The following is a 19,366-nucleotide window of genomic DNA, read 5'->3' on the forward strand; positions in this document are numbered from 1 at the left end:
CCTGATGAACGAAGTGTCCCTGAAAGGCATCACAAAATACTACGGCTCTCACCTGGCCATACCGCCGCTCGATCTCGAAATCCCGAAGGGCAAGTTCGTGACGCTGCTCGGGCCATCGGGCTGCGGCAAGACCACGACGCTGCGCATCATTGCGGGGCTCGAACAGCCCTCCGGCGGCGAGCTGACGCTTGCGGGAAAAACGGTTTACTCCGGACGCGACGGCAGCTTCGTGCCGCCGGAAAAGCGGGGTCTCGGCTTCATCTTCCAGAGCTATGCGCTCTGGCCGAACATGAAGGTCGACAAGAACATCACGCTGGCCCTGCAGCAGGCAAAGCGGCCGAAAGAGGAGATTGCCGCACGGCTTTCCGAGGCGCTGAAGAAGGTGCAACTCGAACACTATGAAGACCGCTTCCCGTCGGAACTTTCCGGCGGCCAGCAGCAGCGCGTTGCCGTGGCCCGACTGATTGCCGCCCGCAACTCCATCCTGCTGATGGACGAGCCGCTGTCCAATCTCGATGCGGTATTGAGAACGGAAATGCGCACGGAACTGAAGCGCCTGTCGCGGGATCTTGGCGCGACCACGGTCTACGTGACGCATGACCAGGTCGAGGCGCTGACCATGTCCGATATCATCGTGGTGATGAAGGATGGCGTCATCCAGCAGATCGGCAGCCCCTACGAAATCTACCATGAACCGGCTAACCTGTTTGTGGCCGAATTCATCGGCGATCCGCGGATCAACGTCTTTGAAGGCATTCTCGAGCAAAGAGGCGGCAGAAGCATACTGAAGCTTCACGGGATTGAGGTCGTGCTCGAACAGGTCGTCGCCCGTGATGCCGGGCCTGTGACCTGCGCGATCCGGCCGGAGCATTTCAATCTGCATGAGGCGCCGCTGGACCAGGGCCTTGCCGCAGACGTCGATGTGGTCCAGCCGACCGGCTCGCAGACCATCCTCTCGCTCTCGGCCAACGGCACACCGATGACCGCGCTCATTCCGCGCTTTGTCGAAAGCTGGCCGAACCGCAAGGTTTGGCTGGAATTTGTCGCGCGCAACATGATGGTCTTCGATCCGAAGACGGGCAAATTGATAACCGCGACGACGGCAGCCAGGACGCGTTCGAACGCCGCCTGAGATCAAGACAGACAGTCGAACTGGCTGCCGGCATGATGAAGCCCACCCTTCTGAAAGGGTGGTGTTTCCGAAGGATTGGTATTTTGACAGGGAATGAACACGCATGAAAGCCCCGGTATATTCGCGACCGGCAATCAGCCTGATCACGCAAGGGCTCGCCCCGCACGATTCGGCGCTCTATATCGGCGGGCTTGAAGGTGCACGCGATCTGGATCTTTTGAAGGAACACGGCATTACGATCGTCGTGAACTGTGCCATCAATCTCGACATCAACTTCGTGCGCAGTCCAAGCCTTGCCGAAGACGGCGCACTCTGCGCGAGCGGTTATTCCGATATCCGCTATTACAAGCTCGGCATGATCGATGGCGGCGGCAGCCCCGATACCATGATGCTCGGTGGCTACTACATTCTGCAGGGCGCGTTGAACCAGACGCTTCCCCGGCGTGAAACCTATCCGTTCAAGGATGGTGGCAATGTTCTGGTCAATTGCCGCAGCGGACGCAGCCGTTCCGTCTCGCTGGTCGGGCTGTTTCTGCACAAGCAGCAGCCGCACCTGTTTCCAACGCTGGACGCGGCAATCGCGCATATCCGCGACAAGCGGGAATTGCGTGAGGACGAGTGGTTCGAAACACCGAAGCCGATGCTATACGAGGCGGCAAGGCGGGCGTCCGACTGGATCGACCTCGTCGAGGCCAGAAAGGCGGCCGATGCGACGTCGTGAACTGCCTGTGGTCGCCGTCATTGCCGATGCTCATTACCATGATCTCGAAGGCGATTATGGTTTTGACGGTGTAGAGGTGAATGCACAGCGGCTTGCCGTGCGCAGCTTTGCTGAAACGCGGGCGTCGACGCGCGTTTTCAACGAAAGCTTTCAGGCTCTTCCCGCCGCATTGGACGAGATCGCGGGCCGCGGCATTCGCCACGTCGTGCTTCTCGGCGATTATACCGACGACGGCCAAAGACAGACGACGGACGCCGTTCGACATCTGCTGGAAGAGTATCGCCGGAAACACCGGCTGTCATTTTATGCGATCCCCGGAAATCATGATGTCTTCGCGGCCAATGGCAGGCATCATTCAAAGGGGTTTCTCAGTGGATCCGGCAGTTCCGTAACCGTCACCAGCGATGCGCAGGTGGCGGGCGCGAACCCGCGGGCCTGCCTCAGCGCGCAGATGTACTGTGAAGGGTACCCGCTTGGCCTGTTGCCGATGGCCGCCTTCGGTCTTTTTGCGCAAGCCGAATACCTCCATTGGGAAAGCCCATTCGGCCGCTCCGACAGCATTGAGGATCGGCAATATCTGGTCTCGTCGGAGGATGGCCGTTCGACCTTCAGTCTGATGGATGCGTCATATCTCGTCGAGCCCGAAGAGGGGCTCTGGCTTTTGATGATCGATGCCAATGTGTTCGAGCCACGCAATGGACATCATGACCCCTTTGACGAGGAGACGTTCATCGACAGCACGGCCGCCGGATGGAATGCGGTTCTGCGTCTGAAACCCTTCCTGATCGACTGGATCAGGGATGTTCATGAACGGGCGAGAGCGCTCGGCAAGACCGTCCTGTCGTTTTCCCATTATCCGGTGATCGACCCCTTCGACGATACGACCGGATCGGAGGCGGCGCTCTTCGGCAACACCAATGTCGTGCGGCGCACGCCGGCCGGAGCGGTTGCCGATACCTTGCTGGGGACCGGCATGAGGGTTCACTTCAGCGGGCATCTGCATGTGGAAGGGACCACGCGTCGTCACCTTGACGGCTGCGAACTGGTCAACATCGCCGTTCCCTCCCTCGTTGCGTTTCCCCCGGCCTTCAAGATCGTGCAGCCCGGCAAAAGCCTGCCGGACGTCGAGACCGTGGGGCTGTCACACCTCCCGCCCGACCCGCGCCTGATGGAACTCTATCGTCTGGAAAGTGCATTCAAGGGGGAGGTGCCCGATCCTGCCTTCGGTACGCCATCCTATGGCGCCTTCCTTTTTGCCCATACCGGGGCGCTGGTCACCCACCGGTATTTTCCAAGGGAATGGCCACCGGAAATCGTCGAATATGTCGCCACGTCCAATCTTGCCGAGATCGGCCTGCTGATGCTGGCCGGGGAGAGGTGGGAGGGCGAGCAATCCCTTTCGGCCATCTCCTGTTGCAACATGGGCCTTCTCGAAGACGAATGCGCCCGCGTCGGCCTGACCATGGAAGCCTTGAAAGCAACCTCGATGATGGATCTGGTGACGGACTGGTACTGCCTGCGGCAGGCCGGTGCCTTGGCACTTCCGTTCATTGCCGCCGAGCGGTTGGCCATCTACCACCTGCTGACCGGTCGTCTCTTGGCCCACAGCCCCCCAGGTTCAGCGCAGACTGTGGCCGCGTTCCTGCATGTCTTTCTGCATTGTCTTCGGCGCTGGCTGGAAAGGGCAGGGGTCGCGCCGGATGAGCGGCCTCCTTGTCTGCGGGCATAGGGTGTAAACGGAACGGAAGACACACCGATGGCATCCACAATCGTCATGATCAACCTGTTCGGCGCGGTTGCCTTGCTGCTGTTCGGCCTTGCACAGGTCAAGGACGGCGTGACGCGGGCCTTCGGAGCCCAGTTGCGAACCGGCCTTGCGAGCGGCACGCGCGGCAGCCTGCGCTCCTTTGCCTCGGGCTTCGTGGCAACGGTGGCCCTGCAGAGTTCCACCGCAACTGCGCTGATGGTGGCTTCTTTCGTCGAGCGTGAACTGGTCCAGCCGCGCATGGCCCAGCTTGTTCTGCTGGGCGCCAATGTCGGAACAGCCGTTACGGCCTGGATCGTTGCCGCGGGCGTCGCATGGTTGTCGCCTCTGATCATCGGAACCGGCCTGGTGTTCTATCGCGGTGGCTCGACAGCGCGAAAGGGGGCTGGATTGGCGCTGGTCGGCATCGGGCTGATGCTTTTGTCGCTGCACCTGCTCAGCAGCGCGACGGAACCGATGCGGGCATCTGCGGCACTGGCCGCCTTTATCGGGTTGCTGGACAATGCCTGGCCGGTGGCCATGATTTTTTCGGCGGTCATTGCCTTTATTTCGTCCTCCAGCCTTGCGGCCATCGTCCTGATCCTCTCCCTGGCATCGGCAGGCATCCTGTCACCCGGATTGATCATCGCCCTTGTTCTCGGGGCAAACCTTGGCGGCGCCATCCCGCCTGTCATGGCCTCTTTACGGGGGGCGGCGGCGGCCAGGCGGGTGACGCTTGGAAATCTGATCGTGCGGGCCATCGGTTGCCTGGTGGCCTTGCCGCTGGCGGGCTTTGGTGCTGATCTCCTCATGACGCTGCCGTTTGGACCGGCCAATCTGCCGGTCGATGCGCATCTGGCGTTCAACATCGGACTTGCCCTCGTCGCCTGGCCATTCTCGCGCCTGCTTGCCCGCCTGATGCAGCAACTGGTTCCCGACGATGCGCAGGAAGACACCGGGCCGAAATATCTCGATATCCACGAACTGTCGACGCCGACCGTGGCTCTCGCCAGTGCCACGCGCGAGGTTTTAGGCATCGGCGACCTCATCGAGCGCATGCTGATGCGCGCGTCCGATTCCTTCGAGCGGGACAATCTGGCCAAGCTGATGGACATCCCGCCATTGGAAGCGCGTGTGGACAGGCTTCAGCAAGAGGTGAAGGTCTATCTCTCCAAACTCGGCCGCATGGGCCTCTCCCCGGAAGACAGCCGTCGTTCCATCGATATCATCGACTACGCGATCAATCTCGAACATATCGGCGATATCATCGAAAAGGGTCTGCTGGCGCAGGTCACCAAGAAGGCGACGCTCGGCCTCAGATTCTCCGAAGACGGTCACCGCGAGCTGCGCACGCTGTTTGAGTTGACGCTCGACAATTTGCGCATCGCGCAGACCATTTTCGTCACGCGCGACTTCCGCCTTGCCCGCCAGATGATGGAAGTGAAAGTCGAGGTGCGCCGCATGGAAAAGGAATCCGCCGAGCGCCATATCGAACGACTGCGTGACGGGAAACTGGAAAGCCTTCAGACGAGTTCGCTGCATCTGGACATCCTGCGCGATCTCAAGCGGATCAATGCCCACATCGTCTCGGTCGCCCATCCGATCCTGGACGATAGCGGCCTGCTGATCGAAAGCCGCCTTCGCTCCGTTGCCGAGCTGGATGCAGAGTCGGCGGGTCGTCGCGTGCATCAGTCGTAACGATGTGGCTCAATTTTCGGCTCCTGCCGCGCCTGCGCATCGTCCAGGAACTGATGCTGGAGCGTGGCATCGTCGTTTCTTGCGAAGGGATTCGCCAATGGGGTCGAAAACTGGGGCTTGCCCACCCAAGGCAAATCCGTCGCGTCCCCTCAGGGAGTCTGGCTGTCGATTGCGCTCGAACGTGGGCCATATCTGCGTGTTGGCGTGATCCACGCTCAGGTCGGAGAAAGGAAAATAGTCAGGCTGGTAGATCGAGTGTGGCGGCTCAGGGGGAGACGGAAACGCGGATTGAACGCTGCTGACATCAATACTTTTATCGATGATCGGCGGGGAAGGATTGTCGGTATCGAGATCCAGGCGATCGCATCCGCCGCGAGTTCCGATGTGCCTGGGCTGTGAATTTTGGCTGAAGCAACAAGGGAACGGCTTGTTTCAGGCATCGTCTTGCATGGCTATCACAGGGTGATCCCCTTCGCAGAGCGCATCTCGCTCGAGCCAAACCCGCATCGGCGCTCTTCTTAACGAGTGAGCGCAGGTTCATCACGTCGTCTGTCATCGGTGGTGTCCCTCAGGTTGAGCTTGAACCAACCGACCCGAAAGGAAATCACCGGTGACCACCTGCGACACCGCAATGAACGATTCCTGCGCCAGAGCTGATCTCAATCAGTTCCTGTCCCGCGGGACGAGGGGATCAAGCGCAATCCGGCCGCCGCCGTAAACGACAAGGGCCAATGCCATGGCGGCCCAGGGAAGATGGAAATTGACCCAGCCATCCGGAATGGTCAGCTGGATGACGGCCGTCATCGCCAGCAGGCCGAGGGCCGCATAGCGCGTGAACAGGCCGAGCACCAGCAAAACGGGCAGAATGAGCTCGGCGGTCCCGGCTGCTGCCGCCATCGTCAGCGGCAGGGGATAGGGAAATTCGCTGCCGAACAGGTGCAGTCTGAATTCTTCCTGGAACAGATAGCGCGCGCCGGTCGACAGAGTGAGGAAGCCGTCCCACTTGGTCAGCCCGGAATTGAAGAACGGGATCGCGAGGGCGAAGCGCAGGGCCAGCAGCGGCAGTGACGGCGGAATGGCGGTAAGCAGGCCATCGGCGCGGCGATGAAGCGAGGCAAGTGCTTCGCCGCGCCCGCGGGAGGAGGTGATGTTGGTGGTCATGAGGCTTCTCCTTCCGAAGGTTCGAAGGCGCTGAAGGCGCCGAGCATGGTCAGGCCGGTCAGCGCCGAACCGAAATCGAAATCTGCAGCCACCGCAAATGCCGCCTCTGCGGCCTCGCCGAGTGTGGCGCCACCAAGCAGGCAGGCGAGGAATTCGCCATCGCCTTCCGGCAGGATCCGGATCTCCACCTGCATTTCCGGCCTGACGATGAGAACTGCTTCCGCCCGCCATTCGCAGACCGGCATCACCGTCTCGCCCTGATGGGCGCTCCAGATGGAGCCCACCGGGAAATCCGACCGCACCAGCCGTGTCGAAAAATGCGGTATCACCACCAGATCGGCGATGCGTTCGGGCGCAATGGCGGCGAGCTGCGCGATTTCGACAGGCGGCCCGTCGGCCGCATGATAGGCCTCGCTCCAGGCCACCTCGATCCGCGCCACGTCGGCCAGATAGGCGACGGAGGCTGCAGGCGGAAATGCCGCGATGAAGGTGGGGAAATCGTCGCCGTAATGCATCATAAGCGGCGAGGCCGGCTTGTGGTCAGCGGCATAGACGCGCGCCATTCCGGTGAAGAAGTCGGAGCCGACCAGCCGCTGCGTGACCGGAAAACGCTGCGCGAGCGCCATCGTCAGGCTGACATGGACATTGTTGCGATAGATGGCAAAGCGCAGGGGATCGGCTGTACCGCGCGCGGTGGTGATGCCGTGCGGCAGTGGTTGGTCCGGATGGAGAAGAGCGGACGCAAAGGCGTTCTGGCTGTCCTGAAAGGTCATGGTCATGCGGCCCGTATGACGCCCCGGTGCGGGGCAGCGGCAGACAGCATGGCATCCGCGCGAATCGCCTCTGCGTGAAGCGTGGCAAAATCCGGCACGTCATTGTCCCACTCGATCAGGGTCGGCAGGGGACCGCTCCGTGACAGGCTATGCCGGAAAAGTTCCACGACGTCGGCTCTCACGGCGCTGCCATGCGCATCAATCAGCAGCCGGTCACCGGCGCCATCGATCGTCTCGTCATAGCCCGCCAGATGGATTTCCCCCACCCGTTCGATCGGAAAGCGGTCAATGTAGGAAACCGGATCAAGACGGTGGTTGATGGCGGAAACCATGACATTGTTGACGTCGAGCAGCAGTCCGCAGCCGGTTCGGCTGGCGACGGCCGCGAGGAAATCGATCTCGTCGATGGTGCTCTCGGAAAACAGCAGATAGGTCGAGGGATTTTCAAGCAGCATCGGTCGCCCAAGCCATTGCTGGGTCTCATCGACATGATCGATGACCCGCGCCAGGGTCTCCGCCGTATAGGGCAGAGGCAAAAGATCGTTGAGGAAACCGCTGTCGTGTGTCGACCAGGCCAGATGCTCGGAAAAGCTCTGCGGCCGGTAACGATCCACCAGCCGGCGCAGCCGTTTCAGGTGCTCCCTGTCGAGGGGGCGTGCTGCGCCGATCGACAGGCCGACGCCATGCACGGAAAGGGGATAGAGATCCGCGACCGCCTCGAGATAGCGATGCGGCGGCCCGCCGGCGCCCATGTAGTTTTCGGCATGCACCTCGAAGAAGCCGACATCCGGCCGGTCGGCGAGGATGGTTGCGTAATGTTCCGGCTTGAGGCCAAGGCCGGCGCGTTGCGGCAAGGCGAGGGCGCGGTCTGCTGTGATGGACATTGCCGTTCTCCCGAGTGTGATGGATGAGACGGAGACCCGGCAAGCCGGGCCTCCGACCGAGGTTCAGCTCTTGACCGGAGCCAGCATGCCCTTGTGGCCGTTGACGTTCATCGAGACGCAGGTGCCGGCCGGCACGGCCTTCCAGGCATTGCCCTGGTAATCCCTCGTCGAGGTGCCTGCGCAGGTGGTGCCCGGGCCGGCGGCGCAATCATTCTGGCCCTTCAGGGCGATGCCGTAACATTTCTCGTTGCCGACCATCTTCTCCGGGGCGAGCGGTGCCGCGAAGGCGGTGGATGCGATGGCACTGGCGAGCGAGCCGGCAAGCGCGAGCGTAAGCGTGGAACGGTTCATGTGTGTTCTCCTCTTTGACGTCCGCAGGCCGGTTGCCGGCTGCGTACTTGTGTCTTCGTTCCGGCACTCCACCTGTTACGGCCGGCGCTAAACACGAGTTCGTGAGCGGCTTTTGCAGGCGATTGGACAAGATCCCGACCGACGCGTAACAATCTGGCTGGTCTGCACGAACAGGAGACATGCGTTGAGCGGCCAGGACGAAGAAGAGCTCGCCATGTGGCTGCAGGCCGCGATCGCGGGAGACGAGAAGGCCTATGCCGCGTTTCTGAGGCGAACCGGGGCTCTCGTGCGGGGTTTTGCCCGACGCAGGATCATCGACGGTAGCCTCGATCCCGAGGATATCGTGCAGGAAACGCTTCTGGCGATCCATACCAAGCGGCATACCTGGAGGAGTGATGCGCCTGTTCTGCCGTGGGTTTTCGCGATCGCGCGCTTCAAGCTGATCGACGCCTTTCGCAAGCGCGGTCGCCGGGTGGAGGTCGATATCGACGATATCGCCAACACCGTTGCCCAGCAGGAAGCTGAGACGGTGAGCGAGCGCGACATGCGCCGGGTGCTCGACGGACTGGCACCGGGCCAGCGTTCCGTGGTTGCGGCCATTTCGATCGAAGGCCATTCGATCGGCGAGACGGCCGCGAAATACAACATGACGGAAACGGCGGTGCGGGTGACGCTGCATCGAGGACTGCGCGCAATCGCGAAGAAATTTGGACGGAGCTGACATGCAGACCGAAGACCTGATCAATGCGCTGAAGGCCGATAATGCGCGACAGCCCATGTCCCTTGGTCGCACCTGGCAGGTGGCCCTGGCGGGGGCGACGCTCGCCGCCGCAGTCGTCTTCTGGCTTTCGCTCGGTCCGCGTCCGGATTTCATGGCGGCAGCCCATACGCTGCGTTTCCTGTTCAAATTCGTCGCAACGCTCATGCTGGCATCGACCGCCTTTGAACTTGTACGGGCGCTTTCGCGGCCGGGCTCGAATGTTGTGCGACCGGCACTGCTCATGGCCGCAGCGCCCGTCACCGTTGCACTTGCCGTCGTCACCGAACTCGTCGCCGTGCCCTCCGACCAGTGGCGTACGGTCTGGTGGGGCACCAACATCTCCACCTGCCTCACTTTCATTCCGCTGATCGGGCTTGTGCCGCTGGCCGTGTTCCTGCTGGCACTTCGTCATGGCGCGCCCACCCGCCCGGCGGTTGCCGGCGCCGTTGCCGGGCTGCTTGCCGGCGGGCTGTCTGCGACTTTCTATGCCGCGCACTGCCCGGACGACTCTCCGCTATTCGTTGCCACCTGGTATTCCATCGCGATCGCAGGCCTTGCCTTGCTGGGCACGATCCTCGGCCCCCGCGTGGCGCGCTGGTGAGCAGGGTCGTTTGCGCTCATCGGCCACCGAAGCTGGGCGATGAATGAGATATCCGGGCTGCGGGTGGCCTGCGATGCGCCGCCCGGATGTCCAGCGATCAGACGCGCGCGTCGACATCGATAATGGTGTTCAATTTTTGCTTGATTTTGTCCTTGAGGCCGAGCCCCAGCAATTCGCGCCTGTAACCGGAGCGCTGGATGCCGCCGAAGGGCAGGTCCGCCTCCACCGTCGTCGGATGATTGACCAAGATCATGCCGGTGGCATTGGTGCGCGGATCGTTTATGGGGGATATGGTAGGTGATCGGCAATCGCAAGATCGGCCCTCTGTAACGTTGCCACGGCTGAAGCCAAGAAGCTCTGCTTGGCGTGCGATCGACAGTTTTTGCGAGCGGTCGATCATTTCTTTTCGTCCGGTAATCCCGCCATGGCGAACGCTCCGGCTATCGAAGCAGAGACCGTGGTCCCGGTGGGGCCGCGTAAGCCCAGGCAGAGCATCGTTCTAAACTGTCAACCCGCCGATCGTGGCGTACAGCGTCTTCACATTGACGGTTGGCAGCCGGTTCCGTCTTCGCTTCATCGCCAAAACGCTTTTCATCCCTCAAGAAGCTGGTCTTTCCGCTGTCTGATCTGGTTCACATGCGCGTCACAAAGTGCTGTGGCAATTCTTCCAGCGTCTGCTCGCCTCGGATGGCGGCGATGCTGCTTTCCCTTGAAAGCCGGGCTGAGGTTCCGGCGCGGTCGTCTCGTCATGGCATCTCGTGTTCCCCGCATCGAAGCCGCAGTCAGATAGAAATTCCACTTACACCCGCTGTGCGGATTTCCCGTGCCACCTCTGCAGCAGGTCAGCGCCTACAAATCCCGAGGCTGTTCAAGACAGAACAATCCGGTCATGACACTTTGAGGGTTCGCACGTAGTCAGCGGTTTGGTGAGCATGGATACGGGTGAACCTGATCAACTGATCGAAATGACGCTGCATTTTCCGGATCGAGTCGGCATTGTTCAGCACGAGATACATTCCACCCACGAAGATGGCGGCGCGCTGTGATCCGAAAATCGTGTAGGGAACGGAAAACCGCTCCTTTTCGTCGAACAGGAACAGGCGAAACGAGGGGTATAGCTCGTTGATCAGGCTGGCCATGTATTGTAGCTGTTCAGCGCGGACCTCGCGCTTCAAACCGCTCCACATGCCGCGCCCTTGTGCGAAGCCTTGCAGTGTCTCCTGCGGCATGCACACTTCCATATCCGTGCCGGGCTGACGATTATAATCGAGACGGAAGGCCGTTTCGCTCGTTTGCGCCTTCACACTCTGATGCGCGGAATCGGCTTCGAAGGCGATGATTTCCGGCGTGCGAAGAAGATCCGGGATACGGGCAGGGACATAGCGGATCTTGGAGCCGGTCGCCTCGGCATGCCATTTCATGAGCAGCGTCTCGGTATAATCCTCGCCGCCTTCCTCGATTTCGAAGCTCGGCCGCAACTCTCCCGTCAGACCCGGATCGTGCGATATGCCGAGAAGCCAGTCCATCGACACCGAATGGCGCTCCGCAATCTTGAGAAGGGTTTCGACGCGTGGGAGACGCGCGGAACTGCCAGACAACAGTTGTGAAAGCGCAGATCGGTCGATGCCGACTCCCTCCGCGAAAGCGGAGTGGCTGGCGCCGGACCGGGTCACGAGCTCCATCAGCCGGATGCGGAAGAGGTCCGACAGTGCGCGTTTGTCCACAAATCACCTCATTGTTCATAATTGTAAACATATTTCGTTTTTTATTATCAAAATCAACAATCGGTCACCATACTCTCATTGTCCGCCCTTCCGCTTGGTGAAACTCTGATCCCATTGGAACATCAGGGGACGTAATGAGCGACATTTCCTTCAAGAGATCGAACTTTCCTGTCAGCCGTGGGCGATCATGGGCTCTTCGGATCGAATGGCCGACAGTCGCGCTTCTTGTCGCGTGCTATGGCCTTTGGGGGATGGCCGGATATGTCCTTTATCCCGCCGAACCGATCGTGGCGCTGGTGCTGATCGGGATCACCATTGCCTTGCACTCGTCACTCCAGCATGAGGCTCTGCATGGACATCCGACACGCAGCGCATGGCTGAATGAAGCGCTGGTCTTCGCGCCTTTGGGCGTCTTCTATCCTTATCGCAGCTACAAGCGAACCCACATCCAGCACCATGAGGATGAGCGTCTGACCGACCCCTTCGACGATCCGGAAAGCTACTATCGCGCGCTGAAGGACTGGGAGACGATGCCTGTCGTCCTGAAGCGTCTGCTGGTCTGGAACAACACACTGATCGGGCGCATGCTGCTCGGACCGCCGCTGATGGTCGTCGGGTTTACAGTGTCGGAATGGCTTAAGATCATGAAGGGTGATCGCCAAGTGATGGTCGCATGGGTCCTCCATGTCTTGGGGCTCATCCCGACACTGCTGGTGGTGTCCCTTGTGTTCGGTATTCCGCTCTGGCTTTACATCGGCGTCTCCGCCTATCTCGGGCTCTCCATCATTGCGCTGCGGTCCTATTGCGAGCACCAATGGTCCGAGCAGCCGGACGGGCGCACGATCATCGTCGAGACCTCGCTGCTTGCGCCGCTCTTTCTCTACAACAACCTGCACTTCGTGCATCACAAGCTGCCGTCTGCTGCCTGGTACAGGCTGCCGTCGCTCTACAGAGCCAGACGCGCCGAATGGCAGGCGATGAATGATGGCTATGTCTTCGCCAACTATTTCGAGGTTTTCCGCGCTTTCGCGTTGAAGGTAAAGGAGCCCGTGGTGCATCCTGTGTTGCGGCGGGACGAGTACGCGGTCGCAGCCCATCCCGTTGCGAATGCACAGGTCGATCTCGCGGAGTATCTGATGCCCGGTAACGCAGTCACATCGGATCTGCCGAGATGAGTTGGATTGCAGCGCTTCCCATGTATGACTGGCCCGAGGTGCGCGATGAAACCGACGCAGCCTGGGCCAAGATGCGCACAGGCTTCCTCGAACAGGGCATCGATGCGCCTCAAGATCTCGTTCGCCGCAATGGCGACATGCCGGCAGTTCCCGGCGGCATTCTTGGCGATGATGGTTCGGTCATCGCGCCGGATCCGGCGATGCTTGATCCTGATGCCCTCGATCTCGATGTTCTCTGGCGCCATCCCGCACTGCTCGTGTCCCAAACCTGCTGGGGCCCAATGGAACTTGGCTTGCAGGATCATGTGCAGGTCATTGGGCAAGGCCGTTATGACGGCATCGCCGGTGGCGCAGGCGCGCTCTATTCAAGCGCCGTCGTCGCCCACAAGGGGGAGGGGGTAAGCACCGCCGCACCGGAGACCGGGGAGGCGCTCTTGCCGCTTGAACTGTTCCGCGACAGGAAACTGGCCTTCAATGAGCACCGGTCGATGTCAGGCTATCTCGCCCTGAAGCGCGATCTGGAAGCCGCCGGTGAAAACCTCGACCTGTTTGCGGAGGTGATCGCAACGGGGGCGCATCGCGCATCCGTCATTGCCGTGGCGGAAGGCAAGGCGGACTTTGCGGCGATCGACTGCAGATCCTGGATGCTGGCCGAACGGCATGAGCAGGCGGCGAAAGAGCTCCACATCGTCGGCTGGACGGCACGGCGAAAGGGACTGCCCTTCATTCGCGCCAAGCGGATGGATCTCGATTTTCTGATGTAGCCGCCGCATCGCGCGAGAGGACATCAGTAGGGCGGGGCGCTCTGCGACAGAAGCAACCGCACCTTTTCCATGTCCGAGGAAATGGGCCGGTCGTCCGAATAATGGCGGACCTCAGCGCGAAGATGGCGGTAGAGCACCTCCGTCCCCGGCGCGCGCCGCGCCTGGGTTTCGAGAAAATCATGCGCCTGCGTGGCTGCCAGCCATTCGATCGCGAGAATATATTCGGCATTGTCGAGGAGGGCGAGAAGCTTGTTGGCGGCAGCGGTCGGATGCGCGAGAAAATCCTCCTGCAGGCCGGAGGTCAGGCCGCCATCCGTCGAGGCAGGGGCGGCCAGCCGCCGGTTCTCGTTTGCAAGGGCCGCCGCCGTGTATTGCGCAATCATGAAACCGGAATGGCTGCCGGGATCGGAGGCGAGGAAGGGCGGCAGCCCGCTCACCAAAGGATTGACGAGCCGGTCGATCCGCCGCTCGCTCATGGCGGCGATCTGCGTGATGGCAATCGCAAGCGCGTCGGCGGCTTGGGCCAGCGCCGGGGCCACCGCATGGGCTTCCGACCAGACAAGCGGCTCTTCCGGCGTGCCCGCAACCGCGGGGTTGTCGGTAACCGAGGCCAGTTCCCGGTCAACGACGGCGGCGCAATTGTCAAAGAGATCGCGGGCAGCGCCATGGGCATGCGGAATGGAGCGCAGGCTGAGCGCATCCTGGGTACGCCTGCCCTGCGCCGCCTCGATCAGACTGCTCCCCTCCAGGCGGGCACGCAATGCTGCACCAACGGCTGCGATCCCGTCGGACACGCGCAGCGACAGCACGGGCTCGCTGTAGGCCGGCATCTGGCAGCCCGCCGCCTCAAGCGTCAGCGCGGCAATGGCATCCGCCCAATCCAGCAAACGGGCGGCGCGGTCGAGAGCCACGCTCGAAAGACCGGTGGCGCAGGCCGTTCCGTTGACGAGGCTCAGGCCCTCCTTGGCGCCCAGAACCAGTGGTTCAAGGCCGATCTCGGCCAAGGCATCCCGCCCGCTCAAGGCGCGTCCGCCGATATGGGCAGAGCCTTCGCCAATCAGCACGAGCGCGGTATGCGCATTATGCGTCAGGTACCCGGCCGATCCGCGGGCCGGCACATCCGGAATGCAGTCGCGCTCCAGAAAGGACGCCAGATGGGCAACGATCTGCCTGCGAACCCCGGAATAGCCATGGGCGAAATTGGCAATCTGCGACGCGATGATGGCGCGCACCTCACGGCGCGGCAGAAGCGGCCCCACGCCGCAGGCATGGCTCAGAATGATGCTGCGCGACAGTTTGCTCTGCGCGCCGCGATCAACCACCGTGTCCGACAGGGCGCCGACGCCGGTGTTGATGCCATAGGCGCGGATGCCGCGCTCGACGATGCTTTCGACGATCCGGTGGGCGTTGTCGATGCGGTGCCAGGCGGCTTCTGAAAGCGCAAGACCATCGCCGTTGCTCACCCGCGCCACATCCTGCCAGGTCAGCGTGTCATTGAGCAGCACGGTCATGGGATTTCCTGAAATCAGTTTGGGGAAGGGGCACAACGGTCGTTCATGGTCAGGCGATTGCCCTTCCTGAACCGACCCGAGGATCAGGTGCTGTAGAGGCGATAGCGGCTGCCCGGATAGAGCAGGCGAACCGAGGAAATGACGCCGCCTTGCGACCAGGTCCGGCGCCGAACCAGAAGGCAGGGTTCCGTCTTGGAGATCGCCAGCAGCTTGCATTCCCAGGGCTGCGCCGTCACCGCCTCGATATGTTGCTCGGCTCTTACGATCGGCGCCACGGCGGTCAGGTATCCGTTGGGCGTCGTCTTTGCGAAATCCTGGTCGATATAGTGCGGCACAATCGCATGGTTGACGAAACGATCCTCGATCTGCATCGGTATGGAATCGTCCGCATGGACCATGATCGAATGCGACACCGGGCTGCCGATCTCGATGGCGAACGCCTCTGCCAGTTGCGCATCGGCGGTTTCCATGCGCAGCGCGATCACGTTTGCCGTATGGACGCCGCCATTGCGGGTGATTTCGTCAGCAATGTTGGGAACGCTCTGGAACTGGGATGTGCGTTTCTTGCTGGCGACGAAGGACCCCTTGCCCTGCACGCGGACAAGAAACCCCTCATCCGCCAGTTCGCGCAAGGCGCGGTTGGCGGTCATGCGGCTGACGCCGAGCAGGTCGACCAGTTCGTTTTCCGAAGGCACTCGCTGCCCGATGGACCACTCGCCGGTCTCGACACGGCTTCGAACATAATCCTTGAGCGTGACGTAAAGCGGCTTGTCGGATGCCTGCTCGTCCCGCGCCTTTTCGACCTGGTTCTCTACCGTTTGCATGAGGCTCCACAAAGCGAACGACAAGGGTTCGGCATCTGACACATCTTCAGCGCGTGCGCGGGTATGGTGAGTGCCATACCCGCGAAGCTCGGTCAGTTCAACTTGTGTTTCGCCAGCCATTCATCGGCAACGACGTCGAAGCTGTCGTGATTGGCCAGACGGCCGTTCATGACGATCAGGTCCTCGGTCGTCAAAGCGGCCGATACGGCATCGAGCGTCTTCGTCACGACGTCGCTGACCTTTGCCTTGGCAATGACCGGCACGATGTTCTGGGCCGGAAACAGGTTCTTGACGTCTTCGAGGATGACCAGCTTGTTGTCCGCAATCGCCGGGTCTGTCGAGAACAGGTTTGCCGCCTGGACCTGGTCATTCACCAGTGCCGACAGCGTCAGCGGGCCGCCGACATCGAGCGACTTGAACGACTTGAATTCGAGGCCGTAAAGCTCCTTCAGGCCGATGATGCCTTCCTTGCGCGTCTTCCATTCCGGAGGACCACCCAGCACCAGCTGGGACGCAACCGGTGCGAGATCGGCAATCGTCTTCAGCTTGTATTTCTCGGCAGTCGCGCGGGTGACGGCGACACCATCGGAATCCTGAGCCTGCGACGGCGTCAGCATCGAAACGCCGGCCGGCAGCGCGGCTTTCAGGGCCTTGGCGACGTCTTCCGGCGAATGCGCCGTTGCGTTCTTGTCGAGATAGCTCAACGTCGCACCGGCATATTCCGGCAGGAGGTCGATCGACCCGTCGAGAAGCGCCGGCATGTAAACCTCACGGCTGCCGATGTTCAGTTTGGTGTCGGTCTTGATGCCCTTTGCCGCAAGCGCCTTGGCGTAGATGGTGGCCAGAAGCTGGCTCTCCGGGAAATCCGCCGAGCCGACGATGATGGTGGTCTCGTCGGTGCGTGCGGCCGGAGCAGCCCCGAGGGGATCGGTCTGGGCAAGCGTCGTGGTGGCGGAAAGCGCCATCAGCGCAAACGCGCCGGCGGCCTTTAAGATACTGAATGCCATGCTAGCTACTCCTTGAGGTTCAACGTCATGAGACTGAAAACGCGGTTGGATGAACGGTCGCCCGCCTAGAGCCGGCGGGTGAGGCCCGGTGAGACTGTCAGCCTGGACAGGATGCCGATTGCCAGATCGACGAGGAGGGCCAGAGCGCCGACCAGGACGGCACCCGCCGCCATCTGGTAGTAATCGTTCTGGGCGCGGCCATCGATGATGAGGCGCCCGAGCCCGCCCAGCGAAACGTAAGCGGCAATGGTGGCTGTCGATATGATCTGCAGCGTTGCGCTGCGCAGCCCGGAGAAGATCAGCGGCAAGGCGCAGGGAAGTTCGACATCGAAGAGAATGTCGAGCGGGCGTTTGCCCATGCCGCGCGCCGCATCCACCGCAGCCGGGTCCACCGCCGCAACGCCGGCATAGGTGCCGCTCATGATCGGCGGCACCGCGAGCAGGACGAGCACGATGATGCTCGGCACGATGAAGGCCATGTCGGAGGCAAAGACAGGCCCGAACAGGATCACCAGAAGAACGATGAGGCCGAGGCTTGGCAGCGAGCGCAAGGCATTGGCAAGCCCGGCGATCAGGACGACGCCACGGCCCGTATGCCCGACATAGAGACCGATCGGCAGGCCGATCAGGCAGGCGAAGAAGAGCGCGACCCCGCTATAGATCAGATGCTGGATGACAAGCGCGAACACCCCGTCGCCTCCCGTCCAGTGGGTCGGATCTGAAAACCATGCAATCATCGCTCGGCACCTCCCGGCTGCCAGGGTGTCATGCGTTTGGCGGCAAAAAGGACAAGACCGTCCAGCAGTGCGGCAAGCAGCACGCAAAGCACGATCCCGGCAATGATGGGCGTGAGGAAACGCAGTTGAAGCCCCTGCGTGAACAGCAGCCCGAGCTGCGGCGTGCCGATCAGGGCTGCGACCGAGACGATGCTGACATTGGAGACAACCGCAACCCGGAGCCCCGCCGCAATCACCGGAACGGCAAGGGGAAGTTCAACGACAAAAAGGCGTGGCAGCCTGCGATAGCCCATGGCATTGGCCGCCTGGATGACATCCGGCGGGACAGATTCAAGGCCGTCGCTGACCGTGCGCACCAGAAGCGCGAGCGCATAGACCGTAAGCGCCACGACCACATTCATGGGATCGAGAATACGCGTGCCGAGCACAAGCGGCAGAAGCACGAAGAGGGCCAGGGACGGAATGGTATAGAGCAGGCCTGCTGCACCCAGCAGGGTCGAGCGGAAGAACCCCGCCCGTTGCGCAAGCCATCCCAGCGGCAGAGCAAGGAGCAATCCGATCACCACGGGGATCACCGAAAGCCCGAGATGCCAGAGAAAGAGTTCGGCGATGCGGCCGGACTCGCGGTAGAGCCAGTCGAACCTCATGGCTGCGTCCCCAGGCGACCGGTGCGCGCTGTTTCGATGGCTTCGGCAACATGCGACAGTGTCACGGTGCCCATCAACTCGCCGGACTGTCCGACGATCACGCCACGGCCCGACGGAGAGCTGAGCGCCGCGTCGAGAACATGCCGCAGGCTGCTGCCTTCGACGGCAAGCGTGCCGCTAAGGTTGAGGTCGCCGTCCCGCAAGGGGCCTTTGAGGCTGTCGACATCCGCCCAGCCCAGCGGGCGGTTCATGGAATCCGTAACGAGGACCCATCTGTCCGTGGCAATCTGGCGAAGGGTTTCGGGCGTCGCGCCCAGCGTTGTCGTCGGCTCGGCTCCGAGCGGCACGCCGCCCTTAGCGAATTCGGCAAAGCCAAGCACGCGATAACCACGGTCACGCCCGATGAAATCGGCGACGAAGTCATCCGCCGGTCTCGCCAGCAGTTCCTGCGGGGTCGCTATCTGTGCCAGCGTGCCGCCGGTGCGCAGAACGACCACCTGGTCGCCGAGCTTCAGAGCCTCGTCGATGTCATGCGTGACCATGATGATGGTCTTGCCGATGTCGCGCTGCAGCCGGAGAAACTCGTCCTGCAATTGCCCGCGCACGACCGGATCGACGGCGCTGAACGGTTCATCCATCAGCATGAATTTCGGATCGGACGCCAGGGCGCGGGCAACCCCCACGCGCTGCTGCTGTCCGCCGGAAAGCTGCCACGGATAGCGATTGGCGAAAGCGGATGAAAGCCCGACACGCTCCAGGAGATCATGGGCGATGCGCAGTGCCTGGTCCTTGGGGGTGCCGTTCAGCCGCGCCGTGGTCGCGATATTCTGAACGACGGTGCGATGCGGAAAAAGACCCGCATTTTGAATGACGTAACCGATCTTGCGGCGCAGCACGGCAACATCCATCGTGTCCGCCGGTTCACCATCCAGAAGAATTCTGCCCGAAGAGGGCGCAATCAGCCGGTTCACCATCCGCAGCGAGGTGGTTTTGCCGCAACCGGACGGGCCGACGAAAATCGTCAGCTTCCCGGTGGGCGCTGTCAGCGACAGCTTGTCGACAGCAACGGTCTGGCCCCGATAGTGCTTGCTGACGGTATCGAATGTGATCATGGCGCAGTTCCCGTATCTCAGTCATCGGACCCGGCCCATT

19 protein-coding genes and 3 pseudogenes are annotated in these 19,366 nt (G+C 61.7%); 9 read left to right on the forward strand and 13 right to left on the reverse strand.

Annotated elements, in window-relative coordinates; translation table 11 throughout:
• The first annotated feature begins 4 nt into the window (after window positions 1–4).
• From F3H95_RS14025 to F3H95_RS27475, 5 genes and pseudogenes are all read left to right on the forward strand, one after another.
• Window positions 5–1,132, forward strand: a complete 1,128-nt coding sequence (locus F3H95_RS14025; RefSeq protein WP_149746442.1) for an ABC transporter ATP-binding protein — start codon at window positions 5–7, stop codon at window positions 1,130–1,132.
• Window positions 1,133–1,235: 103 nt separating this feature from the next.
• On the forward strand, window positions 1,236–1,853 hold the full coding sequence (locus tag F3H95_RS14030; protein ID WP_149746443.1) for a dual specificity protein phosphatase: 618 nt from the start codon (window positions 1,236–1,238) through the stop codon (window positions 1,851–1,853).
• Window positions 1,840–3,582, forward strand: a complete 1,743-nt coding sequence (locus tag F3H95_RS14035) for a metallophosphoesterase (RefSeq protein WP_149746444.1) — start codon at window positions 1,840–1,842, stop codon at window positions 3,580–3,582. The genes F3H95_RS14030 and F3H95_RS14035 overlap by 14 nt, the downstream gene beginning before the upstream one ends.
• 27 nt (window positions 3,583–3,609) lie before the next feature.
• Window positions 3,610–5,295 carry a Na/Pi cotransporter family protein gene (locus tag F3H95_RS14040; protein ID WP_149746445.1) on the forward strand — a complete coding sequence of 562 codons (1,686 nt, stop codon included), beginning with the start codon at window positions 3,610–3,612 and terminating at the stop codon, window positions 5,293–5,295.
• Between the two features lie 32 nt (window positions 5,296–5,327).
• Window positions 5,328–5,447: pseudogene (locus F3H95_RS27475) on the forward strand (IS6 family transposase); the annotation flags it as partial.
• A gap of 511 nt (window positions 5,448–5,958) precedes the next feature.
• On the opposite strand, the gene F3H95_RS14045 reads toward F3H95_RS27475, so the two are convergent.
• The 4 genes from F3H95_RS14045 to F3H95_RS14060 form a co-directional block, all read right to left on the reverse strand.
• Window positions 5,959–6,456, reverse strand: coding sequence for a DoxX family protein (locus tag F3H95_RS14045; RefSeq protein ID WP_149746446.1), 498 nt, complete (start codon window positions 6,454–6,456; stop codon window positions 5,959–5,961).
• Window positions 6,453–7,235, reverse strand: coding sequence for a DNA-binding domain-containing protein (locus F3H95_RS14050; RefSeq protein WP_149746447.1), 783 nt, complete (start codon window positions 7,233–7,235; stop codon window positions 6,453–6,455). Before F3H95_RS14050 ends, F3H95_RS14045 begins: the two co-directional genes overlap by 4 nt.
• Window positions 7,232–8,113 (reverse strand): DUF692 domain-containing protein, encoded by an 882-nt coding sequence (locus F3H95_RS14055; protein ID WP_149746448.1) that lies wholly within the window; start codon window positions 8,111–8,113, stop codon window positions 7,232–7,234. The genes F3H95_RS14050 and F3H95_RS14055 overlap by 4 nt, the downstream gene beginning before the upstream one ends.
• A gap of 63 nt (window positions 8,114–8,176) precedes the next feature.
• Window positions 8,177–8,464 carry a DUF2282 domain-containing protein gene (locus F3H95_RS14060; RefSeq protein WP_149746449.1) on the reverse strand — a complete coding sequence of 96 codons (288 nt, stop codon included), beginning with the start codon at window positions 8,462–8,464 and terminating at the stop codon, window positions 8,177–8,179.
• Window positions 8,465–8,648: 184 nt separating this feature from the next.
• Between F3H95_RS14060 and F3H95_RS14065 the strand changes: the two genes are divergently transcribed.
• The gene (locus tag F3H95_RS14065) at window positions 8,649–9,185 is read left to right on the forward strand and encodes a sigma-70 family RNA polymerase sigma factor (protein WP_143127661.1); all 537 of its coding nucleotides are present in this window, start codon (window positions 8,649–8,651) and stop codon (window positions 9,183–9,185) included.
• 1 nt (window position 9,186) lies between these two features.
• Complete coding sequence (locus F3H95_RS14070) at window positions 9,187–9,825, forward strand: NrsF family protein (protein ID WP_149746450.1); 639 nt, start codon at window positions 9,187–9,189, stop codon at window positions 9,823–9,825.
• Between the two features lie 97 nt (window positions 9,826–9,922).
• Here the strand turns inward: F3H95_RS14070 and F3H95_RS27480 are convergent.
• The 3 genes and pseudogenes from F3H95_RS27480 to F3H95_RS14080 all read right to left on the reverse strand — a co-directional run.
• Window positions 9,923–10,087, reverse strand: a pseudogene (locus F3H95_RS27480) (NAD-dependent succinate-semialdehyde dehydrogenase); the annotation flags it as partial.
• 66 nt (window positions 10,088–10,153) lie between these two features.
• A pseudogene (locus tag F3H95_RS14075) lies at window positions 10,154–10,596 on the reverse strand (hypothetical protein); the annotation flags it as partial.
• 116 nt (window positions 10,597–10,712) lie between these two features.
• A complete protein-coding gene (locus tag F3H95_RS14080; protein WP_149746451.1) occupies window positions 10,713–11,549 on the reverse strand; it encodes a helix-turn-helix transcriptional regulator in 837 nt (278 codons plus the stop codon).
• Between the two features lie 134 nt (window positions 11,550–11,683).
• On the opposite strand from F3H95_RS14080, the gene F3H95_RS14085 reads away from it, so the two are divergent.
• Together F3H95_RS14085 and F3H95_RS14090 are read left to right on the forward strand one after the other, a co-directional pair.
• Complete coding sequence (locus F3H95_RS14085; protein WP_149746452.1) at window positions 11,684–12,724, forward strand: fatty acid desaturase; 1,041 nt, start codon at window positions 11,684–11,686, stop codon at window positions 12,722–12,724.
• A complete protein-coding gene (locus tag F3H95_RS14090) occupies window positions 12,721–13,488 on the forward strand; it encodes a PhnD/SsuA/transferrin family substrate-binding protein (RefSeq protein ID WP_149746453.1) in 768 nt (255 codons plus the stop codon). Before F3H95_RS14085 ends, F3H95_RS14090 begins: the two co-directional genes overlap by 4 nt.
• A gap of 23 nt (window positions 13,489–13,511) precedes the next feature.
• Here F3H95_RS14090 and hutH read toward each other — a convergent pair whose 3' ends face one another.
• The 6 genes from hutH to F3H95_RS14120 all read right to left on the reverse strand — a co-directional run bounded on the left by hutH (window position 13,512) and on the right by F3H95_RS14120 (window position 19,326).
• Window positions 13,512–14,999, reverse strand: coding sequence for a histidine ammonia-lyase (hutH, locus tag F3H95_RS14095; protein WP_149746454.1), 1,488 nt, complete (start codon window positions 14,997–14,999; stop codon window positions 13,512–13,514).
• An 83-nt stretch (window positions 15,000–15,082) separates the two neighbouring features.
• The gene (gene hutC / locus F3H95_RS14100; protein WP_149746455.1) at window positions 15,083–15,823 is read right to left on the reverse strand and encodes a histidine utilization repressor; all 741 of its coding nucleotides are present in this window, start codon (window positions 15,821–15,823) and stop codon (window positions 15,083–15,085) included.
• 92 nt (window positions 15,824–15,915) lie between these two features.
• Window positions 15,916–16,830 (reverse strand): ABC transporter substrate-binding protein, encoded by a 915-nt coding sequence (locus F3H95_RS14105; RefSeq protein WP_149746456.1) that lies wholly within the window; start codon window positions 16,828–16,830, stop codon window positions 15,916–15,918.
• 65 nt (window positions 16,831–16,895) lie between these two features.
• Window positions 16,896–17,567 carry an ABC transporter permease subunit gene (locus tag F3H95_RS14110; RefSeq protein ID WP_149746457.1) on the reverse strand — a complete coding sequence of 224 codons (672 nt, stop codon included), beginning with the start codon at window positions 17,565–17,567 and terminating at the stop codon, window positions 16,896–16,898.
• Window positions 17,564–18,214, reverse strand: a complete 651-nt coding sequence (locus tag F3H95_RS14115) for an ABC transporter permease subunit (RefSeq protein ID WP_143127653.1) — start codon at window positions 18,212–18,214, stop codon at window positions 17,564–17,566. Before F3H95_RS14115 ends, F3H95_RS14110 begins: the two co-directional genes overlap by 4 nt.
• Complete coding sequence (locus tag F3H95_RS14120) at window positions 18,211–19,326, reverse strand: ATP-binding cassette domain-containing protein (protein ID WP_149746458.1); 1,116 nt, start codon at window positions 19,324–19,326, stop codon at window positions 18,211–18,213. Before F3H95_RS14120 ends, F3H95_RS14115 begins: the two co-directional genes overlap by 4 nt.
• Between the last annotated feature and the right edge of the window lie 40 nt (window positions 19,327–19,366).

Source organism: Rhizobium sp. RU35A (assembly GCF_900156005.1).
Taxonomy (GTDB): Bacteria; Pseudomonadota; Alphaproteobacteria; order Rhizobiales; family Rhizobiaceae; genus Neorhizobium; species Neorhizobium straminoryzae.